Origin of the sequence: Kordia zhangzhouensis (genome assembly GCF_001005305.1) — a bacterium.
GTDB lineage: Bacteria > Bacteroidota > Bacteroidia > Flavobacteriales > Flavobacteriaceae > Kordia > Kordia zhangzhouensis.
Genome location: NZ_LBMH01000019.1, coordinates 1 through 19,395 on the forward strand (window position 1 = coordinate 1; position 19,395 = coordinate 19,395).

The 19,395-nt window shown below is 33.0% G+C and carries 17 protein-coding genes; 12 read left to right on the top strand and 5 right to left on the bottom strand.

All coding sequences use genetic code 11. The annotated features are described in order from the left end of the window. Positions 1 to 255 precede the first annotated feature (255 nt). The 5 genes from AA088_RS17160 to AA088_RS17180 all read left to right on the top strand — a co-directional run bounded on the left by AA088_RS17160 (position 256) and on the right by AA088_RS17180 (position 5,488). On the top strand, positions 256 to 1,479 hold the full coding sequence (locus AA088_RS17160; protein WP_046746279.1) for a hypothetical protein: 1,224 nt from the start codon (positions 256 to 258) through the stop codon (positions 1,477 to 1,479). Positions 1,480 to 1,812: 333 nt separating this feature from the next. After that, complete coding sequence (locus AA088_RS17165; protein ID WP_046746280.1) at positions 1,813 to 2,010, top strand: hypothetical protein; 198 nt, start codon at positions 1,813 to 1,815, stop codon at positions 2,008 to 2,010. Between the two features lie 190 nt (positions 2,011 to 2,200). After that, positions 2,201 to 2,539, top strand: a complete 339-nt coding sequence (locus tag AA088_RS17170) for a nucleotide pyrophosphohydrolase (RefSeq protein ID WP_046746281.1) — start codon at positions 2,201 to 2,203, stop codon at positions 2,537 to 2,539. After that, positions 2,536 to 4,749: a DNA/RNA helicase domain-containing protein gene (locus AA088_RS17175; RefSeq protein WP_046746282.1), complete on the top strand. Its 2,214-nt coding sequence runs from the start codon at positions 2,536 to 2,538 to the stop codon at positions 4,747 to 4,749. The genes AA088_RS17170 and AA088_RS17175 overlap by 4 nt, the downstream gene beginning before the upstream one ends. A 163-nt stretch (positions 4,750 to 4,912) precedes the next feature. Further along, positions 4,913 to 5,488, top strand: coding sequence for a hypothetical protein (locus AA088_RS17180; RefSeq protein ID WP_046746283.1), 576 nt, complete (start codon positions 4,913 to 4,915; stop codon positions 5,486 to 5,488). A 16-nt stretch (positions 5,489 to 5,504) separates the two neighbouring features. On the opposite strand, the gene AA088_RS17185 is transcribed toward AA088_RS17180, so the two are convergent. Further along, positions 5,505 to 6,125, bottom strand: coding sequence for a JAB domain-containing protein (locus tag AA088_RS17185; protein WP_046746284.1), 621 nt, complete (start codon positions 6,123 to 6,125; stop codon positions 5,505 to 5,507). Between the two features lie 299 nt (positions 6,126 to 6,424). Here AA088_RS17185 and AA088_RS18755 point away from each other — a divergent pair, with 299 nt between their 5' ends. The 7 genes from AA088_RS18755 to AA088_RS17215 all read left to right on the top strand — a co-directional run bounded on the left by AA088_RS18755 (position 6,425) and on the right by AA088_RS17215 (position 13,793). Continuing rightward, positions 6,425 to 8,446 carry a hypothetical protein gene (locus tag AA088_RS18755; protein ID WP_064972178.1) on the top strand — a complete coding sequence of 674 codons (2,022 nt, stop codon included), beginning with the start codon at positions 6,425 to 6,427 and terminating at the stop codon, positions 8,444 to 8,446. A 6-nt stretch (positions 8,447 to 8,452) separates the two neighbouring features. Next, complete coding sequence (locus tag AA088_RS17195; RefSeq protein ID WP_046746285.1) at positions 8,453 to 9,247, top strand: hypothetical protein; 795 nt, start codon at positions 8,453 to 8,455, stop codon at positions 9,245 to 9,247. Between the two features lie 272 nt (positions 9,248 to 9,519). Then, positions 9,520 to 10,587 carry a hypothetical protein gene (locus tag AA088_RS17200; RefSeq protein ID WP_157547337.1) on the top strand — a complete coding sequence of 356 codons (1,068 nt, stop codon included), beginning with the start codon at positions 9,520 to 9,522 and terminating at the stop codon, positions 10,585 to 10,587. 4 nt (positions 10,588 to 10,591) lie between these two features. After that, positions 10,592 to 10,747, top strand: a complete 156-nt coding sequence (locus tag AA088_RS18645) for a hypothetical protein (RefSeq protein WP_164484243.1) — start codon at positions 10,592 to 10,594, stop codon at positions 10,745 to 10,747. A 342-nt stretch (positions 10,748 to 11,089) separates the two neighbouring features. Continuing rightward, on the top strand, positions 11,090 to 11,638 hold the full coding sequence (locus AA088_RS17205; RefSeq protein WP_046746287.1) for an NUDIX hydrolase: 549 nt from the start codon (positions 11,090 to 11,092) through the stop codon (positions 11,636 to 11,638). 303 nt (positions 11,639 to 11,941) lie between these two features. Next, positions 11,942 to 12,697: an SDR family NAD(P)-dependent oxidoreductase gene (locus AA088_RS17210; protein WP_046746297.1), complete on the top strand. Its 756-nt coding sequence runs from the start codon at positions 11,942 to 11,944 to the stop codon at positions 12,695 to 12,697. Positions 12,698 to 12,878: 181 nt separating this feature from the next. Continuing rightward, positions 12,879 to 13,793 carry a helix-turn-helix domain-containing protein gene (locus AA088_RS17215; protein ID WP_046746288.1) on the top strand — a complete coding sequence of 305 codons (915 nt, stop codon included), beginning with the start codon at positions 12,879 to 12,881 and terminating at the stop codon, positions 13,791 to 13,793. A 128-nt stretch (positions 13,794 to 13,921) separates the two neighbouring features. On the opposite strand, the gene AA088_RS17220 is transcribed toward AA088_RS17215, so the two are convergent. From AA088_RS17220 to AA088_RS17235, 4 genes are all read right to left on the bottom strand, one after another. Further along, positions 13,922 to 15,184 (bottom strand): mechanosensitive ion channel family protein, encoded by a 1,263-nt coding sequence (locus tag AA088_RS17220; RefSeq protein ID WP_046746289.1) that lies wholly within the window; start codon positions 15,182 to 15,184, stop codon positions 13,922 to 13,924. A gap of 64 nt (positions 15,185 to 15,248) precedes the next feature. Further along, entirely contained in the window at positions 15,249 to 15,812 is a 564-nt protein-coding gene (locus AA088_RS17225) for a hypothetical protein (RefSeq protein ID WP_046746290.1), read from the bottom strand. Positions 15,813 to 15,832: 20 nt separating this feature from the next. Beyond that, positions 15,833 to 16,405, bottom strand: coding sequence for a hypothetical protein (locus AA088_RS17230; protein WP_046746291.1), 573 nt, complete (start codon positions 16,403 to 16,405; stop codon positions 15,833 to 15,835). Next, positions 16,402 to 19,131, bottom strand: coding sequence for a hypothetical protein (locus AA088_RS17235; RefSeq protein ID WP_157547339.1), 2,730 nt, complete (start codon positions 19,129 to 19,131; stop codon positions 16,402 to 16,404). Before AA088_RS17235 ends, AA088_RS17230 begins: the two co-directional genes overlap by 4 nt. Between the last annotated feature and the right edge of the window lie 264 nt (positions 19,132 to 19,395).

Genomic DNA, 19,395 nt, shown 5'->3' on the forward strand with positions numbered 1-19,395 from the left:
ATCAAACAGGTAACCAAGTACTGAGCATAGAGTACTGACTGTAGAGCACTGAGCGGAGTCGAAGTGCGTTTTTTTTTCTATAAAGAATCTATAAAAATACCTAACTAAAGGGATGGTGTTGTAACCATACAGAACATACATTTACACCGGTGTAGTAAACTTTTACAAAGGGCGCTTGCGGCTTTCCGTATTCATATGTCTTTGATATACAATAATTTTATAATAACACAATAACTAACAATAAAACTACTGATCATGAAAACATTTACTCAAAAGCTACCTATCATCATCTTTGGATGTATGTGTATGAATTCCTTTAGTCAGCAAGCAATCAACCCTACGGATGATTATTTTGCAGATATAAAAGTAGATAAAAATGGTGACAAAAAATTATTTAATGATGCAATGCTTAACATTCTATTTGCAAATAAGGTAGGAACTGTGTTTGGAGGCTCTAATGACTTATCTATTACTAAGTTTTATGCCTCATTGGATGCAGATGATAACTCCTTAGCTATTGGTGCAAACTTTGAAAATAGGGGAGATGATATAACTAAAAAGCTCACATGGATATTGAGTGCCGGTGTTAAAGTAAATGCAAACAATAAATTTGCAACAGTGTATAATGATGGAGATTTTTTGGAAGACAATATAGGGGCAACGCTAAAACTAACCCTTATAGGTAACGGTATCATAAATTATGAATCAAAGGGAGATTATCGTAAAAGCGCTGTTCGTGCGTATCAACAAGTGTTGGATGTAAAATATGATACCATATCAAACGAGCTTAGTAAAAGTGCATCACTTGCTTTTGAAGATGTAAATAAAAAGAAGCAAGAACTGTATATACAAATGGCAAAAGAGGAGATTGCTTATATAGAAAAGAATGAGTTCTATAGATATTTATGGGATCATTGGCACTCTTTGGAGGTATATGCGCCATTTGGAGAGAATAGTTATAAAACAACACCAGATATTGCAACGGCGCTAGATACCAGAAAATTTTATGCCTTCAATGCTACGTATACAGGAAATACCATGTGGATGTTTTCGTCAGGATTGTCCATCTTCATTAAAGGGCAAGTAAGCTGGAAGAATAACAATACTATTTTGGTAAATAACGTATCCACCAAACCTTTCCAAACGACTGCTATGGGTGCTAATGGAGTTACAATTATTACAGATAGTACGGATGGATATATTACGGAGTACGATCAATTTTTTACAACTTCTGTACTGATCGAACCTGCTATCTTCTTTTTTAATAATAGTATTGGGTTCAGTCCAGCACTGGAGTTTAACCTAGGAACTTATGATAAAACCAATTGGAAACTAGGAATTCCCGTTAGTTTTAAAGACAAAGAGGGAAAGCCAACCGTAAACTTTGAAATTCAATGGAAAGAATTAAATACCTTAACCTCTAGTGTACATGTGGTTGGTGTGAGCGCCAACTTTCAATTTGGCAAATTAATCGATTGAACAGAGCAGTGTACAGTAAATAATGAAAATCTGTCTAGCTTTAACTATTGTCATTAGGACATTGGTATATGATTAAATTAGCATATTGAAAAAACCATCCATTCCGTTTTTTATACAAGCGGGTTGGGTGGTTTTTTTATGTTGTATGCTTACGGGTTTCCGTAACTCTTGTTTCTTTTTATGACGTAGTATTGTTTTATTATAACTCGGAAGGGAAAAACAGCAATTGTTTTTCTATATTTGAGAATGTAAGAATTAGTTTTCCACTATATGTAATTTTTAATTCAGTGTAACACTACTATATATTACAATTTATAACATACGATTGCTACTATGATATTTAACGAAGACTCTAGAGTGAAAATACCTTCTATACTCCATTTAATTCAGTTAGGTTACACGTACCTTTCGTTAAAAACAGCTTCTTGGGATACACAAACCAATATCTTTACATCTATTTTTAAGGAACAACAGAAAAAGATTAATGGAGGTATTATAGATTATGAGATTAGTCAATTTGGACTTACATAATAATATAATTAAGATAGTCTATGTACAATCAAAGGCTTTTTTTTTTACTAAAAAATTAAAACTTTATAGGAACTAGGTATTGTTTTTAGGTAGAATTTAACTAGTTTCTGTGAAGTTTTTAATAATATTTTTAATTTATATTTAGCTTTACGAAAATATAAGTCATTTAAACAGAAGGAAACTGAAAGCTATGGATAATTACGAAAAGGTGATAGAAGCTTTAATAAAATTTAGAGATGAACGTGATTGGGAACAATTTCACGATTCAAAAAATCTAGCCTCAGCTATTGTTATAGAAGCCGCTGAATTAAATGAACTTTTTCTTTGGAAGAAAGTAGAAGAGTCTGAAAATGTAGATATGCAAAAACTTAAGGATGAAATTGCAGATATTCTTTCTTTCACTTTTTTGCTGGCAGAAAAACATGATTTAAATATTTATGACATTATTCTAGATAAAATCAAAAAAAATGCGGAAAAATACCCAGTTTCTAAAGCAAAAGGAACTGCCAAAAAGTATAATGAACTATGAATTCAGTCTTTGACTTATCAATAGATATTTCTAAAAAATATAATTTCGCAAGAGAATCTTTAGTAGATATAGATAAAAATATTTGGGTAGCTAACAAGTGGCCACTAGTTTATTTTTTAGAAAACCCAACCAAAAAAACCGCATATGTTGGTGAATCAACAAACTTTTATAGAAGAATAAGGAATCACTTAGGGAATGAAAAAAAATCAAAGTTTTTCAATCAAGTGTCAATAATTGGATCTGATAAATTTAATAAATCTGCAACGTTAGATATAGAATCTAAACTTATTCAATATATATCTGCGGAGGAAACTTATCAGTTGCAGAATAGTAATTTTGGTTTGATTCATCACAATTATTATCAACAAGATTTGTATAAGAACATATTTAAAGAGATATGGAATAAGTTAGTTGAAAATAAAATCGTAACTAAATCATTAGAACAAATTGAAAACTCGGAGTTATTTAAATATTCTCCTTATAAATCTTTAAATGAAGATCAATATAATTCTGTATTAGAAATAATTAATACTATAAATCATAATAAGGCAAGACAAATTTTTGTTACTGGAAGTGCTGGAACAGGGAAAACCATACTTGCCACTTATTTAATAAAACTACTCATCTCTGATGTCAATGAAATAAATAGAAATGATTTAAATGAGCGTGAAATTGAAGAGTTGCGCCTAATAGAAACTTTCCAAACTAAATATCCTAAAAAAGAAATTGCTATTGTAGTAGCAATGACATCTTTGAGAAAAACTTTAAAAAAAGTTTTTAGAAAAACTCCAGGATTAAAATCATCAATGGTTATCAGTCCTTCGGATACTTTCAAAAAATCTTATGATTTACTAATTGTAGACGAAGCACATAGATTAAGACAATATAAGAATATAGGTTGGATGGGAACCTTTAGAAAAAATAATCATAAACTAGGATTAGGTGATGAAGGAACTGAATTGGATTGGATTATTGCGAACAGCACAAACCAGATTTTCTTTTATGATTTGGCTCAATCTGTTAAGCCTTCAGATATTGAAGCTGTTAGTTTTGAAAAATTTTTAAAAGATGAAGAAGTTCCTAAAATAAAATTAACATCTCAAATGAGAGTTTTGGGAGGAAGAGATTATATCTCTTTTGTTGATAAACTTTTAACTAATAAACTTGATACCAAAGAAATATTTTTATCAGATGATTACGAATTGTTAGCATTTGATTCACTAAAAGACTTGTATACTGAATTAAGCATAAGAGAGGATAAATATAAGCTATGTAGATTAATAGCAGGATATGCTTGGCCATGGTTGTCTAACCCTAAACTTAAACCTAAGCCTGAGGAAAGTGTTTATGATATTGAACTTGATGGATTAAAGTTTAAATGGAACTCGGTACAGGAAGATTGGATTAATTCGGAAAATGCATTTAAAGAAGTAGGATGTATCCATACAACACAAGGGTATGACCTAAATTACTCAGGAATTATATTTGGAGAAGAAATAGACTATAACGAAGAGACAAATGAAATAGAAATAAACAAAGAAAAATACTTTGATATCAATGGAAAAAAGGGAGTAGATAGTGTACCTGACCTAAGGTCCTATATCATTAATATTTATAAAACAATATTATATAGAGGCATTAGAGGAACATTTATATATGCATGTAATGAGAACCTTAGAAATTATTTAAAAAAGCACATAAAATCCTACAAGAAAAGTGATGACTTAAGTTTAAGGACTTTGTCCTTTGAAGATGTAATACCCTATGTTAACGCCGTACCATATTATGATATTATTGCGGCTGCAGGAGATTTCAGCGAATTACAAAAACTATCTGAAATGCATTGGATTGAGCTACCTCATCACATAACTGTCAAAGAAGGATACTTTATTTGTAGAGTAGAAGGAGAATCAATGAATAAAAAAATACCTAATGGTTCATTGTGCTTATTCAAAGAATATACGGGCGGCACTAGAAATGGTAAAATAGTTTTAGTACAACATCACGACATTCAAGATTCTGATTTTGGATCTGAGTATACAGTAAAACAATATTACAGTGAAAAAGCTGAAAAAGATAACAATTGGGAACATACTTCAATAATTTTAAAACCGATGTCGTATGATTTAAATTTTGAGGATATTGTTTTAGAGCTAAATGAATATGAAAATCTAAAGGTAATTGGAGAATTTATTACTGTGATAAAATAGATCAATGACAAAGTCATTTTTAAATTTAAGGTAGAAGGAGTAACAAAAATAAAGATTTGTAGATAAAAACAGAATCAATATAAACACTAATAAACAAGTGTAATTGGTTTATACTTATGCTCAAGAATGGGCAGATAACGGTGCAGGAGTAAAATAGAAAGTTATGGAAGAATTTAAAGAAGAAATACAGGAAGAAGATTGGTGGGGTTGGATTGTAATTGGGCTTTTTATAGTTTTTGCAATAGTAATCTATGTAGGTTCTTTAGGGACTGTTGATTTAGTAAAAACTGAAGAAAAAAAGCAATCGAAATCATCATTGAGTTTAGCACATAGGCACAGAAAACTCAAAGAACTTATTGAAAAGAAAGAGGCACTACATAAAAAGCTCAAAAGACGATTTAGACGTTTATATTTTATAGTACGTTTCATGTTAGGAAGTATATATATAAGTTTTAATGTATTCATGTATTACCAAATGGGAGTTACTGACTTAGGAACGCTTCTTAACTATAATGAATTAGCAATACTATTGATAGCAGTATTTTCGTTTATTGCTTTTGGTTCATTAAATTGTGTACACGATTTTATAAACTCTATAAAACAACGAAATGAAGTTTGGGTATATGGGAAATATATTTCTATTGAGAGCGATATAGAAAATCATAAGTTACAGGAAAAAGAAACAACTTTTCAAATGGGAGCAGAAGCTAATTCAACATCAATAGAAAGGATTCAATAAATTTAAACGCTCATAATCAAGCCTGCTTAATATCCCGAATATACAAACCTGTCAACTCTTTAATGGTTTGGTTGTCATAACCTTTTTCTTTCATCCTGCGTGCTGTCTTCATCAATTCCTCTTTCACAGCTTTCTCCTTTTCAAACTTTAGCTGTAGTTCCTTCATTTGCTCACTTTCGCGGCTTACTACTTTATAGAGTCCGCTTTCTTTGAGTTGTTGCATAATGCCTTTTTCTCTAAAGCTGGTAAAGCCACTTTCGGAAATAATTAAATGGTCTATCACTTCAATGTTTATGAGTTCGCCAATCTTTAGGAGTTTGTCCGTCAGGGTTTTGTCGTTAGCAGAAGGGCGTAGGTTGCCACTTGGGTGGTTGTGTACCAATATCATCCGTACCGCAAGTTTGTAAATGCCCATACGGAATACATCGGGTGGTGACACGTTGACATAGTTTTGCGCACCAATAGAAATAAGCTCTACAAATAGGATGGTATTGTCATTTTTGAGTCCTACTACCCAAAAGTGTTCTTGGGCGCGGCGTATTTTGTTTTGACGTAGTAGTATTTGTTGCATCACGCTATATACATCGTGCGCATTGAGTATTTGTATTTTTTGTGCTTGGCTGAGTCGTACTTCCATGTGGTAAATATAGGAAAATTAGTAGTGAGATGTTAGTAGTGCGTATTGAGATTTTTGTTAATTCGTTTTTATACTGAGCATTTCGACTTGGCTCAATATTAAGACTTGTCGAAATGCTAGTTCGTTTTACACACAACTCATATCAAAAATACAGAAAAGCGTTGAAGGAAAACTAATACTATGAGCTTTTTTCTTACTTTTAGGGTATAGACATGCGCAAAGGTATTGCGGGAAACCGTAAGGAAAATGTAATTGGTTTTGATAAGTTTTGAATCTAAAATTGAAATACTAAATTATAAATGAAAAAATTATACTCTCTTAGAAAGGATTTTACAATTATTGGAATTACAGGAAAGATAGGTGCAGGTTGCTCTGAAGTTGCTAAACTTTTGTCAAGTGAAAATTTCACTAATTCCTTAGAGTCATTATTAGTTGAAAAAACTTCCAATACTGACCAATTAAAATTAAATGTGTGTATTAATTATTTAAAACATGAAGATAATTGGAGAAGTTTTAAGATTATTGATTATAAAAATGTCTTATTATTTCATTTGTTTTATGAAGCAATACACAAAACAAAAACTAAAGAAGAGAGCATTGAAGAAATAATAAAAATAATTCATCAAAATGGGACTTCTCATAAAATAGACTTTAAAAATAGATTTGATATAAATGATGGTTCAGCTGAAAAAATAAGAGATTTTTTAGAGAAAGAGCCTGATTGGTATGACTACCAAAATGAAAGTTTAACGTGTGATTCATTATTTGAATGTTTGAAAGATAAGAAGTCATGTAAAAAATTTCACTCATACTTCTTTAATAAGTTTGAAAATACTGCATCAGAATTTTACAGCTTGTTAAATAAAATCGATGTAACTAAGAGAACTAGACTTACACATGATTTAGCAAATAATTTAAGAGCCTTTGGAAGCGTAGATTCTAATGACTTTTCCAATGCAAAAATGGAGAATATCTATACGATTGCAGAGACTATTAATCGATTAATAAAAAACTGGAAATCGAATAATGAATATACAAAAATTGTAATTGATTCCTTAAAGAATTCTTTAGAGCTAATGTACTTTAAAGAGAAATACTCAGCTTTTTACACCATTTCTACGAATAAATCAGAGCTAGAAAGAAAGTTTTATTTGAGAAGCAAACTTCAAGGAATCTATTTTGATGACTATAAAGAGAGCATATTAACTGATATGTTAGTGTTAAATGATGCCGAATATAAAGGTGGAGAAGTAAATAAAGGAGAATTTTATTCGCCAGATATAGAAAATTGTATTCAAAAAAGTGATTATCATATTTTTTATTCAAAACTTATTTTAGGAAAAGCTGAGGCTAAAGGAAAAAATCAAGTGCTTGATAAACAAAATGAAAATATAGATAAAATAATAAATGAAATAGAGAATTATGATAAATTATCTCTTATTCCTCAGGTAGCCAAACTCATAGCTTTAATTCATCAACCTGGGATTATAACTCCAACAGCATTTGAGAGATCGATGCAAGTCGCTTTTAATGCAAAAGCAAATTCAGGATGTATTTCTAGACAAGTAGGAGCGGTAGTTACAGATGAGAGTTATTCCATAAAGTCAGTAGGTTGGAATGATATTCCTAGATTCCAAGTACCATGTAATTTGCGTAGTGCTAATGACCTGATAAATGGTAAGAATTCAGATCACTTTAGCGATTTTGAAAAAGGAGAAGATGGGGCTTATGCTGACAATGAAACATTTAAAACCAAAATTACTAAAGAGTTTGATGATTTTGATGTGAATAATTTGGGAGGTAGACATTGTTCATTTTGTTTCAAAACTTACCATAATGCATTTGAAGGAGAAAAAAATCAAGTACACACAAGATCATTACATGCAGAAGAAAATGCGATGCTACAAATTTCTAAATATGGAGGTCAGGGTCTGAAAAACGGAAATTTATTTACAACAGCAAGCCCATGTGAATTATGTTCAAAAAAAGCTTTCCAACTTGGAATAAATAATATTTTTTATATTGATCCTTATCCAGGAATTGCAACAAAACATATACTTAAAAATAGCAAGAAAATAGAAATGCGCCCTAATTTATTTATGTTTCAAGGTGCAGTCGGAAAGACCTTTCATAAGCTTTATGATCCTTTTATTTCAAATAAAGATGAACTAGCTATTCGTGCTAATATTAAACCTAAAGAGAATATAAAATTAAAAATTAAATCGATAACTAAAGATGAAGAAGAAGGAGAGTTGATTCTAAAGTTAATGAAAGATCCTGATTTTAAAGAAAAAATAATGAAGATTAAGGACGAAAAATAATAGCCTATGAAATACGAACGAAAAATTATTGGAGTTGAAAAGCGACTAGGTTTTATGTATGTACCTTCTAAAGCACAAGAATTGTTGCCAGATGTGAGTGGAGCAATTAATGTGGTTCTTAATGGAAAGCCTAAACAATTGAATTATAATGTAGATTATAATCGAATTTTTGGATTAACCGAATGGTATCGTAAACAAGGTATTGACGTAGAGTCCATAGTTTCTGTAAAGATTGAAAATGGTAAAGTGGCAATTTCTTATGAAAATGATGTTACACAAGCATCCAAACTTATCAGGGCAAAAAAGACATTGGACTTATCTGGACTTACTTCGGTTGAAAAAGGGGATATTGTAGAAGATAGAATCAAAGAATTAATTTTATTATATGGGCAAGGACTTTTAAGTGTATACAAGCCAGTTGTAGACAAAGAAGGAATTGATATTATTGTCAATAAAGCAGGAACATTTAAAGTATTGTTTATACAAGTAAAGTCGCGCTTTAATGCAGTTGAACAAGGAAAACTGATTTTAACAATCAAAATGCAACCAGCACATTACAGCTATTATATAGTTGCAGCCGCTTTTAACCCAGAAACACTAGAATTAGAAGACAATCTCTTGTTAATTCCTTCTTCTTCAGTCATAGCAGATGGAATCAAGCTGAGTAGTGGTAAGTATAGAATTATGGCAAGTTTAAAGCCAGATTCAAATGATAAATGGCAAAAGTACTTTATTCATAAAAATGAATTGGCTAGTAAATTAATAGAACAGTTGGAGGAGATTTCTAAATACTTGCAATGAAAAACCTTTGACCAATCACTCTCCTTTACAAAGAACACAAATCACTTATGAGCATAATCATCAAAAAATTTTACAATCAGTTTTGGAAAAATCCAACATGTAGAAATTTGTTTTTATTATCAAAAGAGGAATTACTAGACACTAAAACAATAGATGTTGAAGGGAGACCTTTTCGATATTCTTTACCGAGAATTATTATTTCGAATGTAGAAATCGATGAAAATTTTACAATTGACACCATTAAAAATAGGAATGACAATCATAATATACTCATGAAAGAAATGATTGCTTCTAAGATGGAATATTTTGGTCCAATTTTATTTGAACTCTTTGGAGAGAAAATTCAGGATTTGGCAGAAAGAATTAAAAAAAGATTTTCAGATAGACCTATTATTTCCCTTTTATCTATTTTTCGGTTCTTTTTCAATGAAGAAGAAAGAGAAGATACTATTATTGAATTTTTGAAAGAATATAATTTGATAGGGCATCAATTAAATACGTTAACAGAAGTAGTCGACTATACAAAAGGGAAACTATTAATCAACAAGAAAAATTCAATATTAACAGAACAAAATATCATAACATCCTTAGAGATTATAAAAGTGATTAAAGAACTGTATTTAAACTTAGTGTACAAAGCATTATATGAAACAAATCAGGTTTTAGTAAATTCTTTGCATAGTGATGACAGTTTTGAATCTAGGATTGTACTGTTTCATCATTTATATGAAAGTAAAATAATTAAAGCGAGTTCAGAAGATGCACATATTGAATGTACCAATTGTGATCCAGGAGTTTATAGAGGAGTTTTTCAACTAAAACTAAATCCAAATAAATTGGAAAAGCTGAAATGCCCTTCTTGTAGTCAGGAAGTAAAGTATTTTGTGCCGTATGAACTGCATCCAGAGATTTACGAAATTATAAGAGAACAAGATGGCTTATTGCAAAATGCCTTACTGAATCTTTTAGCAATGAATGATAAAAAGTATAAAACAAACACACAATTTTCAAATGATATTGAAATTGATTGTGTGTTTAATTTACGCAAAGGAGAAAGTGTTTTTGTAGAAACAAAAATGTATAAAATAAATACTACAAAAGATAAATTAAAAAGTAAACTTAAAAAACATTTTGGAAAGCTATTAAAAGATATTCAAAGAATAAAAAAACTACCTGATTATAAAGACAAAAAAGTAACTCCTGTATTATTAGTAAATATAATAGATACTCAACTTTTACAAGAAGTAGAAAAAGAGTTGAAAGAAAAAAATAAAGATAAAATTTCTCAATCTATCAAGATTTTAAATATTACTACCTTTAAGGAAGAAATGTCATTATAACCCAATGCCCAAAAAAGGGAAACAAAAAAACACCCAAAACAAAGCGAAGCATGCTAAGCTGATGCAGCGCAAAAAGAACAAGCTGCTAAAAGAAAAAGAAGCCACCAAAGCACGGCTGAAAGCCATTGTACAAAAAGTGAATGAAGCGAAAAAGAACTAGGAAATTTAAAGTGAAAAACCTAAAAATGTAAAATGATAAAGAGTTTGAATCGTCATCGTAATCTCCAACTTGATTGGGGAGAAGCAATCTGTGACTTTACATAGTAATTGTGCTCTAAGATAAACAGATTACCACACTATCACTCGTAATGATATTTCTAAGAAGTTATACGTATTTAGTTATGAGTTAAGAGTTTTTCTCAAAGAGCAATTCAATATTCAACATCAAATGGCAGTTTATAAGTTTACGAGTTTAGTTTTTGAAACTAGAAATTAGAGTAAACCAAGTAACCAGCCACCAACAACACTAATCCCAAATCCCTAAAACCTAATACCTAGCAACATGGAACTTATCGATATCTTAGACCAATATGGACACCCAACCGGCGAAATCTTACCCAAACATGAAGTACATCGCTACGGGCATTTTCATGCGTCCACCCATTTGTGGTTGTATACCAAAACAGGGAAAGTCGTCTTGCAATTGCGGGCAGCGAGCAAACCAAACTTTCCGAATTGTTGGGATGTATCTGTGGCGGGACATATAAGTGCGGGAGAAACTGCTGCGCAGACAGCTGTTAGAGAAGCAGAAGAAGAGTTAGGTATCATGGTACAAGCGGAAAAACTACAACACATTGGGCGTTTCCGAATTGATTACCAACATGCAGACGATTACCGAGATCGAGAGTTTATTACCATCTTCGCCTGCGAAATTCCCGATGGGCCCTTACACATAAAGCTACAAGTAGAAGAAGTTGCGGATGCGGCATTGATTCCGCTAACACAAGTAGAAGCGGCGCTTGCCAATATTGAACTTGCTCAAAAATATGTACCGTTTAATAAAGCGTATGCCGATGAGGTGTTTGCGAAGTTGCGTGCGTTGTTTTCTTAGTTTTGAGATGTTAGTATGGAGTATTGAGAAGTTTTCAAATATCATTCTTGCGTAGACAGGAATCCAAGCTACTTTAAAGTAGATTCCGCATGAAGTGTGGAATGACAGTTTGTTACATTGAAACTATTCGAAACGTCATTGCGATCTCCAACTTGATTGGGGAGAAGCAATCTGTGACTTCAAATAACAAAACACCCCAAAAGCGACAGCGTTTCGTAGATTTAGACAACAAAACCATAGATTAGGAAAAGTATACCGTTTGTAATTGCTGCAATTTTGTATCATACTTAAAATAAAATAATGATGCATACAAAAACAGCAATTATTACAGGGGGAAGCCGTGGATTGGGAAGAGATATGGCAATCAATTTGGCACAAAAGGGAGTGCATATCATTTTTTCCTATCATAGCAATGCCGACAAAGCCAATGAAGTAATTTCCAAAATTGAAGCGTTGGGAACAAAAGCCATAGCATTTCCCTTTAATGCAAGCAATCCTACAAGCGGGGAACAATTTATTAAACAAGCTACGGAGTATTTACAGAAAGAAAATGGTACGCCAAATTTTGACTTTTTGATAAACAATGCAGGAACAGGAACGTTTAATAAAATTGCAGACACTACAGAAGCACAATTTGACGAAATGCTGAATGTACACTTGAAAAGTAGTTATTTTTTAACGCAAGCAGCGTTGCCTTTTTTAAATGATAGTGGGCGCATTATTAATATTTCTAGCGGGTTAACACGGTTTAGTTTTCCGGGTATGTCTGCCTATGCTATAATGAAAGGCGGGATGGAAGTATTTACACGTTATTTAGCAAAAGAGTTAGGAGAACGTAAGATTACCGCAAATATAGTAGCACCAGGAGCCATTGCCACCGATTTTGCCAATGGAAGCAATAAAGATGCAGAAAAAAGTAAAATTATTTCTAGTATTACGGCATTGGGCAGAGTAGGAGAAGCCGAAGATATTGGCGGTGTGGTTGCTTTTTTGTGTTCTGATAAAGCAGGTTGGATTAACGGGCAACGCATTGAAGTTTCTGGCGGAATGCTGGTGTGATGTTGAGGATTAACTGTTCGTTCGAGTCTTTGTCAATAAAGTAATTTGCTATTTAGGATTCAAATCAATATCACCCCTTTTTTAAAAGATAAAAAATAAAGTATCTTTAATGTGAGTGGATATACACAACAGAGCAGCAGACATATAAAAGCAAAGCAATTTACTACCCAACTTGATATTTATGAAAAACCGCCTGCATTTTAAGAAAATAACTGACTATCATAAATTTGTGAATATTGCCGCACCAGCGCATCCGTTGATTAGTTTGGTAGATTATAGCGAAGTACAGTATCCATCAACTATTGAAAGCATACAATGGATGCAAGACTATTATACGATTGGCTTAAAGCGAAATATTCCATACAAAATGTTTTACGGTCAACAGTCATATGATTTTGATGAAGGTATCATGACTTTTATTGCGCCGAAACAAGTGATGAGTTTGGTAAATAACCCTAACATACATCACAATCCCACAGGATATTTGTTGTGTATTCACCCTGATTTTTTGTGGAATACCAATTTGGCAACGTATATACAACAGTATCCGTTTTTTGGGTATACGGTAAATGAGGCGTTGTTTTTGTCTGAAAAGGAAGAGCAACAAATGATTGAGATTTTACAGAATATTGAAAAAGAGTATCAATCAACGATAGATCAGTTTAGTAGTAAAATTATTATAGCGCAGTTAGAGCTGTTGCTACATTATGCAGAACGTTTTTATGAGCGACAATTCATTACCCGAAATAAAAGTAATCATCAAGTGTTAGGACAGCTAGAACGTTTGCTGACCAATTATTTTAATGATGCGCATGCACTTGAAAATGGGTTGCCTACGGTACATTATGTAGCCAACGAATTGCATTTGTCGCCCAACTATTTGAGCAGTTTATTAAAAACGCTTACGGGGCAAAGCACACAACAGCATATACATGATAAATTAATTGAAAAAGCAAAAGAAAAACTATCGACCACACAGCAAACCGTAAGTCAAATTGCTTACAGTTTAGGGTTTGAACGTCCTGCCTCATTTACCAAGCTCTTTAAAACCAAAACCGAAATGTCGCCTATGGAGTTTAGAAAAGAGTTTCACTAGATTGGTTGGGAGTGAATAGGGAACTTTATGAAGGTATTCCGCACGTAATGAGCAATGTATTAGGAACTATTTTAGATGCCTGCCTACACAGGCATCACGTTGTTTTTTTTACAAATAAAAAGGAACAATTATGTAGTGTGAGTAGCGTTGAAGCCTATATTTTCATTCAACTCATACAATTCTAAGTTAAAATACGGGAGCGCAGCCAATAAATGATCAAAAATATCACTCATAATATATTCATAATTTTTCCACACTTTGTCTTTGCTAAACGCATAAATTTCTAGCGGAATTCCTTGCGGTGTTTGCGCCAATTGTCTGCTCATAATCATCATGTCTTTGTTGATGGCAGAATGTTGCTGTAAGTAGGATTCAACATATTTTCTAAATATGCCAATATTGGTCAAATTACGCCCGTTGATGAGTAAAGATTTGTCAATAGCGTGTTTTAAATTGTGTGTATCTATGTCTTTTTGTCGTTGCTCTAGATAATCGGTAATGAGTTGAATTTTACAAAAAGAGGTAAACTCTTCTTGAGAAATGTAATGAATGCTTTTGGCTTTGATAATGATGGAACGTTTGATACGCCTTCCGTCAGAATCGTTCATGCCGCGCCAATTTTTAAATGAATCGGAGATTAAGGCATATGTAGGAATGGTGGTAATGGTTTTATCAAAATTTTGCACTTTAACGGTGGCTAAGTTGATTTCAATGACGTCGCCATCGGCACCATATTTTTCCATTGTAATCCAATCGCCAATGCGAACCATGTCATTAACAGCTACTTGAATACTGGCTACAAAACCAAGAATGGTATCTCTGAATATCAATAAGATAACCGCCGATAACGCTCCTAAGGTGGTGATAAAAGTAACGATTGATTTTCCGGTAAGTAGCGAGAAAATGAGAATGACGCCAACCGACCATACAAAAATCATAAAGACTTGTATGTAACTGTCAATTGGTTTGTCTTTAAATGCATTGAGTGTTTTTAAAAAGTCGCGTAATGAATTGAGAATGCTTCGAATCACACGAATTACTAGGATGACGACCAACACATCTACCGCAAGTAAAAAATTGTTTTCAAAATCAGGAAAATCAATAAAAAGGTACGGAGTGGTTTGCTCTATTAACAAAGTAGGCACTAGGTGTGCTATATTTTGTGGAAGCTTGTTTTTTACCAAAAAATCGTCAAAGTGATTCTTCGTTTTTGGTGCAACACGGTTGGCTAAAGCAATTAACAAACGACGTACTATATAATCAATGACAAACGCAGCAAGCGCTATGACAATGATATTGAACGCCAAATTGAGATAGATAGCTGTCTCTTCGGTATAGTTTTTTTCCTTTAAAAAGGTATACACAAAACGAAACCATTCTTTACCTTCCATACACACATTTTTTTACAAAGATAGCATGCTGTATTGAGAATCGTAGCAAAGTAGCAATTTTATCCTAGTTGGATACTTTGATGTAACAATAAAGCGTGATGTTTTTTGGGCGTGATTCATTAGCATCACCTGTATTATTGGTACGTTGTGCCCATACCGAACCATATGCATGTTTAAGTGCATGATCTTTGGCATTATCTCCTTTAAAAGAACGCCCGTGTTTGTATATGGTATTTTGTAAGCTGTGTTGATGCGTTTTGAGTGCATCTGCTTGATAGCTTCCAACAAGACGACCTGCCTGTGGATCGTTTCCTTGCCCGTTTACATTCATACTTCTGATAAAGTTACCACGTGCATCAGGTAATGTGTATACACCATTTGCATCTTTAAAGTTGTCTAAGAGAAATTCTTGTTCCAAAAGGGCATATAGTTTTTGGTCTTCTGCCATGGGCTTGCCATCCAAAAGTACCCACGATCCTTTTTGAGTTTTGTTGAAGGTGTTAGGCGGAAGTATTGAATATTTTACATCTCCAATTTCATAGTAATCGTCGGATTGGTTTCTTGAAAACCCTAATAAAATAAGAATTCCTATTGCGAATACGCAAAGATGCATTGTTGTAAATTTCATAATTAAGTGTAAGTTATATGTTAGTTAGCTATTTTAATGTACGTGTATAAGGCAATATTTTTAGGTCGGGTTTCTTCTCCAGCGTTTCCATTAGCCGGATTGTTGGTTTGAAAGGGTGCTCTTGAAGCAGGTTGTGCAAAATCAGGGAAGCGAGGTCTGTCCATTTGAGAACCTGCGGCTTTGTCTGATACAGAGATACCAATGGCATGCGTATGCTTTTGGAACATGTCTTTTTGATAACTTCCTACTTTTCGATGGGTTTCAGGGTCATCACCTTGTCCGTTTATATTCATGCTACGTATAAACCGCCCTTTAGCGTTGGGAAGCATATATGTGTTTTGTTGTTTAGGAAGTATGTCTAGTCGCATTTTTCCTTCTAAAAAGCTGTATAGTGTCGTTTCTTCCGAAAGCGGTTTTCCATCAAGCAATACCCAAGTGCCCGTTTGAGTTTCAGTAAAAAGATCTGGAGGCAGCATTGAATATTTTACTTCGCCAATACTAGATACATCATTTTGTGGTTTGCGAAAGCTTACCAAAAGTAAACCCACACAAACTACCAATAGTAGTGTGGTGGTTAGTGTATGTGTTTTCATTGTATTTGTGAATTTAATAACGTTTTGAATTCGGTGTAATTTTGTGTAGCTGCTTTTTCCATGATATCATACTCAATGATTTTTTCAATGATTTTGGTTTTAGCAGTATGCAATTCGTCCAGTACTTTTGGGTACATCATTTTATTCTCCATAATTACATCAATGGTCTGAATTGGCAGGTAAAGTTCACTAGGTAAATTTTCCAACCCAGGAATGCTTTTCGTGGTGATTTTTAATAAGGTAGAAAATCCTTGTTCTTCGCTTCCTACAACCGCAAGCTTATAAAATGTACCGTTAATGTAATTGTTGAGCTCATTGATTGTTGCTGTCGCTTCTGCAAATGAGCTATAATGTGCACTTTGTAGCTTTTTTAATAACACACTGTTTCCCGCCAATTCGGTGTGTAAAATGTTGGTTGCTATATTGGTCTGTAAGTATAAATTATCGGAATTTAATAAGCGATAAATCATTTCGCTTTGCGGAGTAATGGCATTGGTGGATAATTCGTGATAAAACTTACTCATGAGTGGTGCGCCAGATAGAATGTTTTGTTGGGCAATAGCAACCTGACAGTCTTTTAATAAGGTACGATACCAAATTTCCAGTACTTGATTTCGAGCTCTAAAAAAGGCAGGAGGCATATTTTCAATACGAGAACTTTCAAAAGGATAGTAGTTTTGGCTGTGATTTCCGAAGTAAAAATAAGGTTCGAGCAAATCTAAATAGTAGTTGAGCTGTACAATACTTTTAGGATGTAGCAATCGATTCATATTTGCCATGGTAATTGTAGAAATATTGTCAATGCCTTGTTGTGTTCTTTTTTGCCTTACTTCGTTGTAAATATTGGAAAACGTATTTGTTTTGAACGGACTGAACTCAATGGCATCGCTAAAAATGTCTTTGCGCTCAGCAGAGTTGTAATACGTGTTCAATAATGTAAGCAAAGGTGATAGAATTTGAGATTCCCAGGTATTGTTGGTGTCTACTTTATTGAAATGCAAGAAGGTTCGTGAATCAATACTGCTAATTTCTAAATTCGATTCTACACATAATAGTACTTTCTTTAAAATAGGATAGAAGTCATGCTGATCGCGGAGATCTTGAATACTTTTTGCTTTTTGAATACCTTCCCATAACAACTCATAATCTTTTGCATTCACTACTTGATCGCAACCAGACGTGAGTATTTGAATGATATAATCTACCTGATCGGTCAAGATGTCTAGTTTATAATCTATTTGATTGAATCGATTAATGGTTTCTTTGTGCAATTCGATATTTAAGTTGTATAGTTTGACAATCTTTTCATCAAGTGCTACAATTTTTTTGTCGATTTCAACCAATTGATCACTGATTTGATTTAGTTTGCCCATGATGGCTTCAAATTGTGGATCGGCTTGCCCACTTTTGCCCGACATAAGTCCTAATGCGCCGTTTACAGCCTGCAATCCTTGCAACGGATTTCCTGTGTAGTATGCCATCGCTCCTTGTAGAATAACATCACTGATTTCGATAGCTTTGTTTACATTTTTGGCATCTTCTTCACTCATCCCTAAGTGTGTAGCGAGTGTTGTCATTTCGCGAGCATAGCTCATGCCTCGCTGTATTTTTTCTACCGATTGGATGTTGGAAAGACGACTACGTTCTTTGGCAATAAAAGCTTGATTTTTTACAGGATCTTCATAGAACTTGGTCACATTTAAAAGTTTTAGTTTGCCAGAAGTATTTGAGTTTTCATAAAGAACACCAGAAATTACATCAATCTTGTAGGCATTTTGCGTAATAAGCTCTCTATTTTCATGCGTGCGCTTTTGCACCTCTACAATATTGCTTGCATTGGCTTTGATATAAGCTTCATTTGTTTTGATGAGTTGCGTATTCGTTTTAATCTCTTGTTGCATTTCGGAGATATCAGCATTTACTTTTTCAAACTCCTGAGCTACTTTTACTTCAAATTTTTGCAATGATTCTCCAATTTTCTCTACAGCTTTCATGTTTTCCAAAGCTAGTGTATTGACAGAGTTGATAGAAGTCTTTAAATTATTGGCAGTATCTTCAATTTTGGCATTCATTTGCGTTTTATACGCTTCTAGCTGTGCTTCGCCTTGTTGTTTGACCTGAGCAATCTTTTGTTCGTAATCTTCTATAGAAGCTTTGATCTTCGCTTCATTTTCTTTTACATAAGAAAGCACAAAATCATCTACTTTTTTACCTAATACAACATAATCTTCGTTTCGAATGCCACTTTCTGCAATAAATTGTTGAAAGCCTGTGGCTACGTGTGAAAAATCGGTAGTTTGTCCATCACTTTCAAGTTGTGTTTTTTGTAAATACAAATCAATATTTGCATCCATGTTTTTTAGCAATTCTGCTCGTAAAGACGCTTTTTTATAAGTGCCCGCTTCATCAATTACAAAATCTGTCCAAGGATCCAATCCTTCTTTTACCATATTGCCTAAAGGTGTTTTACTAATCAGTCCAAAGGCAATGTTTTTAATGCTTTTTCCAGTGGTTACATACAATTTGGTTTTTGTAATTTCCCAATCGTGTTTGGCATATTCTTTTGTGTTGAGCTCTTGAAATTGTGAAACTGCAGTTTGATACGCTTTTGTTTTTCCAAAACAATCTGAACAGTTTTGTTGCACATATTTCTTATTGGAAATAGAAATGTCATCTCCTATTTTGTTGTCATTAGTAGTTGTAAACCCTACTATGATAGCTAACAAAAAGAGGATTTTAATAGCTTTAAGAGGCATTTGTATCGATTTTAATTGTGAATTAAGAGCTTTAAAAATAGGTAAATATCTTTATCAAATCACTCCTTATGCATAGGTATTTATAAAAATGAAAAATATATGGAATCATTTTTTATCTAAAAACACTGCCTGATAGAACCTATTGGCTGGATTATTTTAAATAAAAAAATAATAGTAAATTTACGTGAACCCTTAATTGAAAACGCTTGCGGAATTATAGTTTTATTCTTTTTA

What these genes read in the sequence shown, in the direction of transcription:
- AA088_RS17160 (WP_046746279.1), top strand. Translation starts at nt 256, where the DNA reads ATGAAAACATTTACTCAAAAGCTACCTATCATCATCTTTGGATGTATG.
- AA088_RS17165 (WP_046746280.1), top strand. Translation starts at nt 1,813, where the DNA reads ATGATATTTAACGAAGACTCTAGAGTGAAAATACCTTCTATACTCCAT.
- AA088_RS17170 (WP_046746281.1), top strand. Translation starts at nt 2,201, where the DNA reads ATGGATAATTACGAAAAGGTGATAGAAGCTTTAATAAAATTTAGAGAT.
- AA088_RS17175 (WP_046746282.1), top strand. Translation starts at nt 2,536, where the DNA reads ATGAATTCAGTCTTTGACTTATCAATAGATATTTCTAAAAAATATAAT.
- AA088_RS17180 (WP_046746283.1), top strand. Translation starts at nt 4,913, where the DNA reads ATGGAAGAATTTAAAGAAGAAATACAGGAAGAAGATTGGTGGGGTTGG.
- AA088_RS17185 (WP_046746284.1), bottom strand. Translation starts at nt 6,125, where the DNA reads ATGGAAGTACGACTCAGCCAAGCACAAAAAATACAAATACTCAATGCG.
- AA088_RS18755 (WP_064972178.1), top strand. Translation starts at nt 6,425, where the DNA reads ATGAAAAAATTATACTCTCTTAGAAAGGATTTTACAATTATTGGAATT.
- AA088_RS17195 (WP_046746285.1), top strand. Translation starts at nt 8,453, where the DNA reads ATGAAATACGAACGAAAAATTATTGGAGTTGAAAAGCGACTAGGTTTT.
- AA088_RS17200 (WP_157547337.1), top strand. Translation starts at nt 9,520, where the DNA reads ATGAAAGAAATGATTGCTTCTAAGATGGAATATTTTGGTCCAATTTTA.
- AA088_RS18645 (WP_164484243.1), top strand. Translation starts at nt 10,592, where the DNA reads ATGCCCAAAAAAGGGAAACAAAAAAACACCCAAAACAAAGCGAAGCAT.
- AA088_RS17205 (WP_046746287.1), top strand. Translation starts at nt 11,090, where the DNA reads ATGGAACTTATCGATATCTTAGACCAATATGGACACCCAACCGGCGAA.
- AA088_RS17210 (WP_046746297.1), top strand. Translation starts at nt 11,942, where the DNA reads ATGCATACAAAAACAGCAATTATTACAGGGGGAAGCCGTGGATTGGGA.
- AA088_RS17215 (WP_046746288.1), top strand. Translation starts at nt 12,879, where the DNA reads ATGAAAAACCGCCTGCATTTTAAGAAAATAACTGACTATCATAAATTT.
- AA088_RS17220 (WP_046746289.1), bottom strand. Translation starts at nt 15,184, where the DNA reads ATGGAAGGTAAAGAATGGTTTCGTTTTGTGTATACCTTTTTAAAGGAA.
- AA088_RS17225 (WP_046746290.1), bottom strand. Translation starts at nt 15,812, where the DNA reads ATGAAATTTACAACAATGCATCTTTGCGTATTCGCAATAGGAATTCTT.
- AA088_RS17230 (WP_046746291.1), bottom strand. Translation starts at nt 16,405, where the DNA reads ATGAAAACACATACACTAACCACCACACTACTATTGGTAGTTTGTGTG.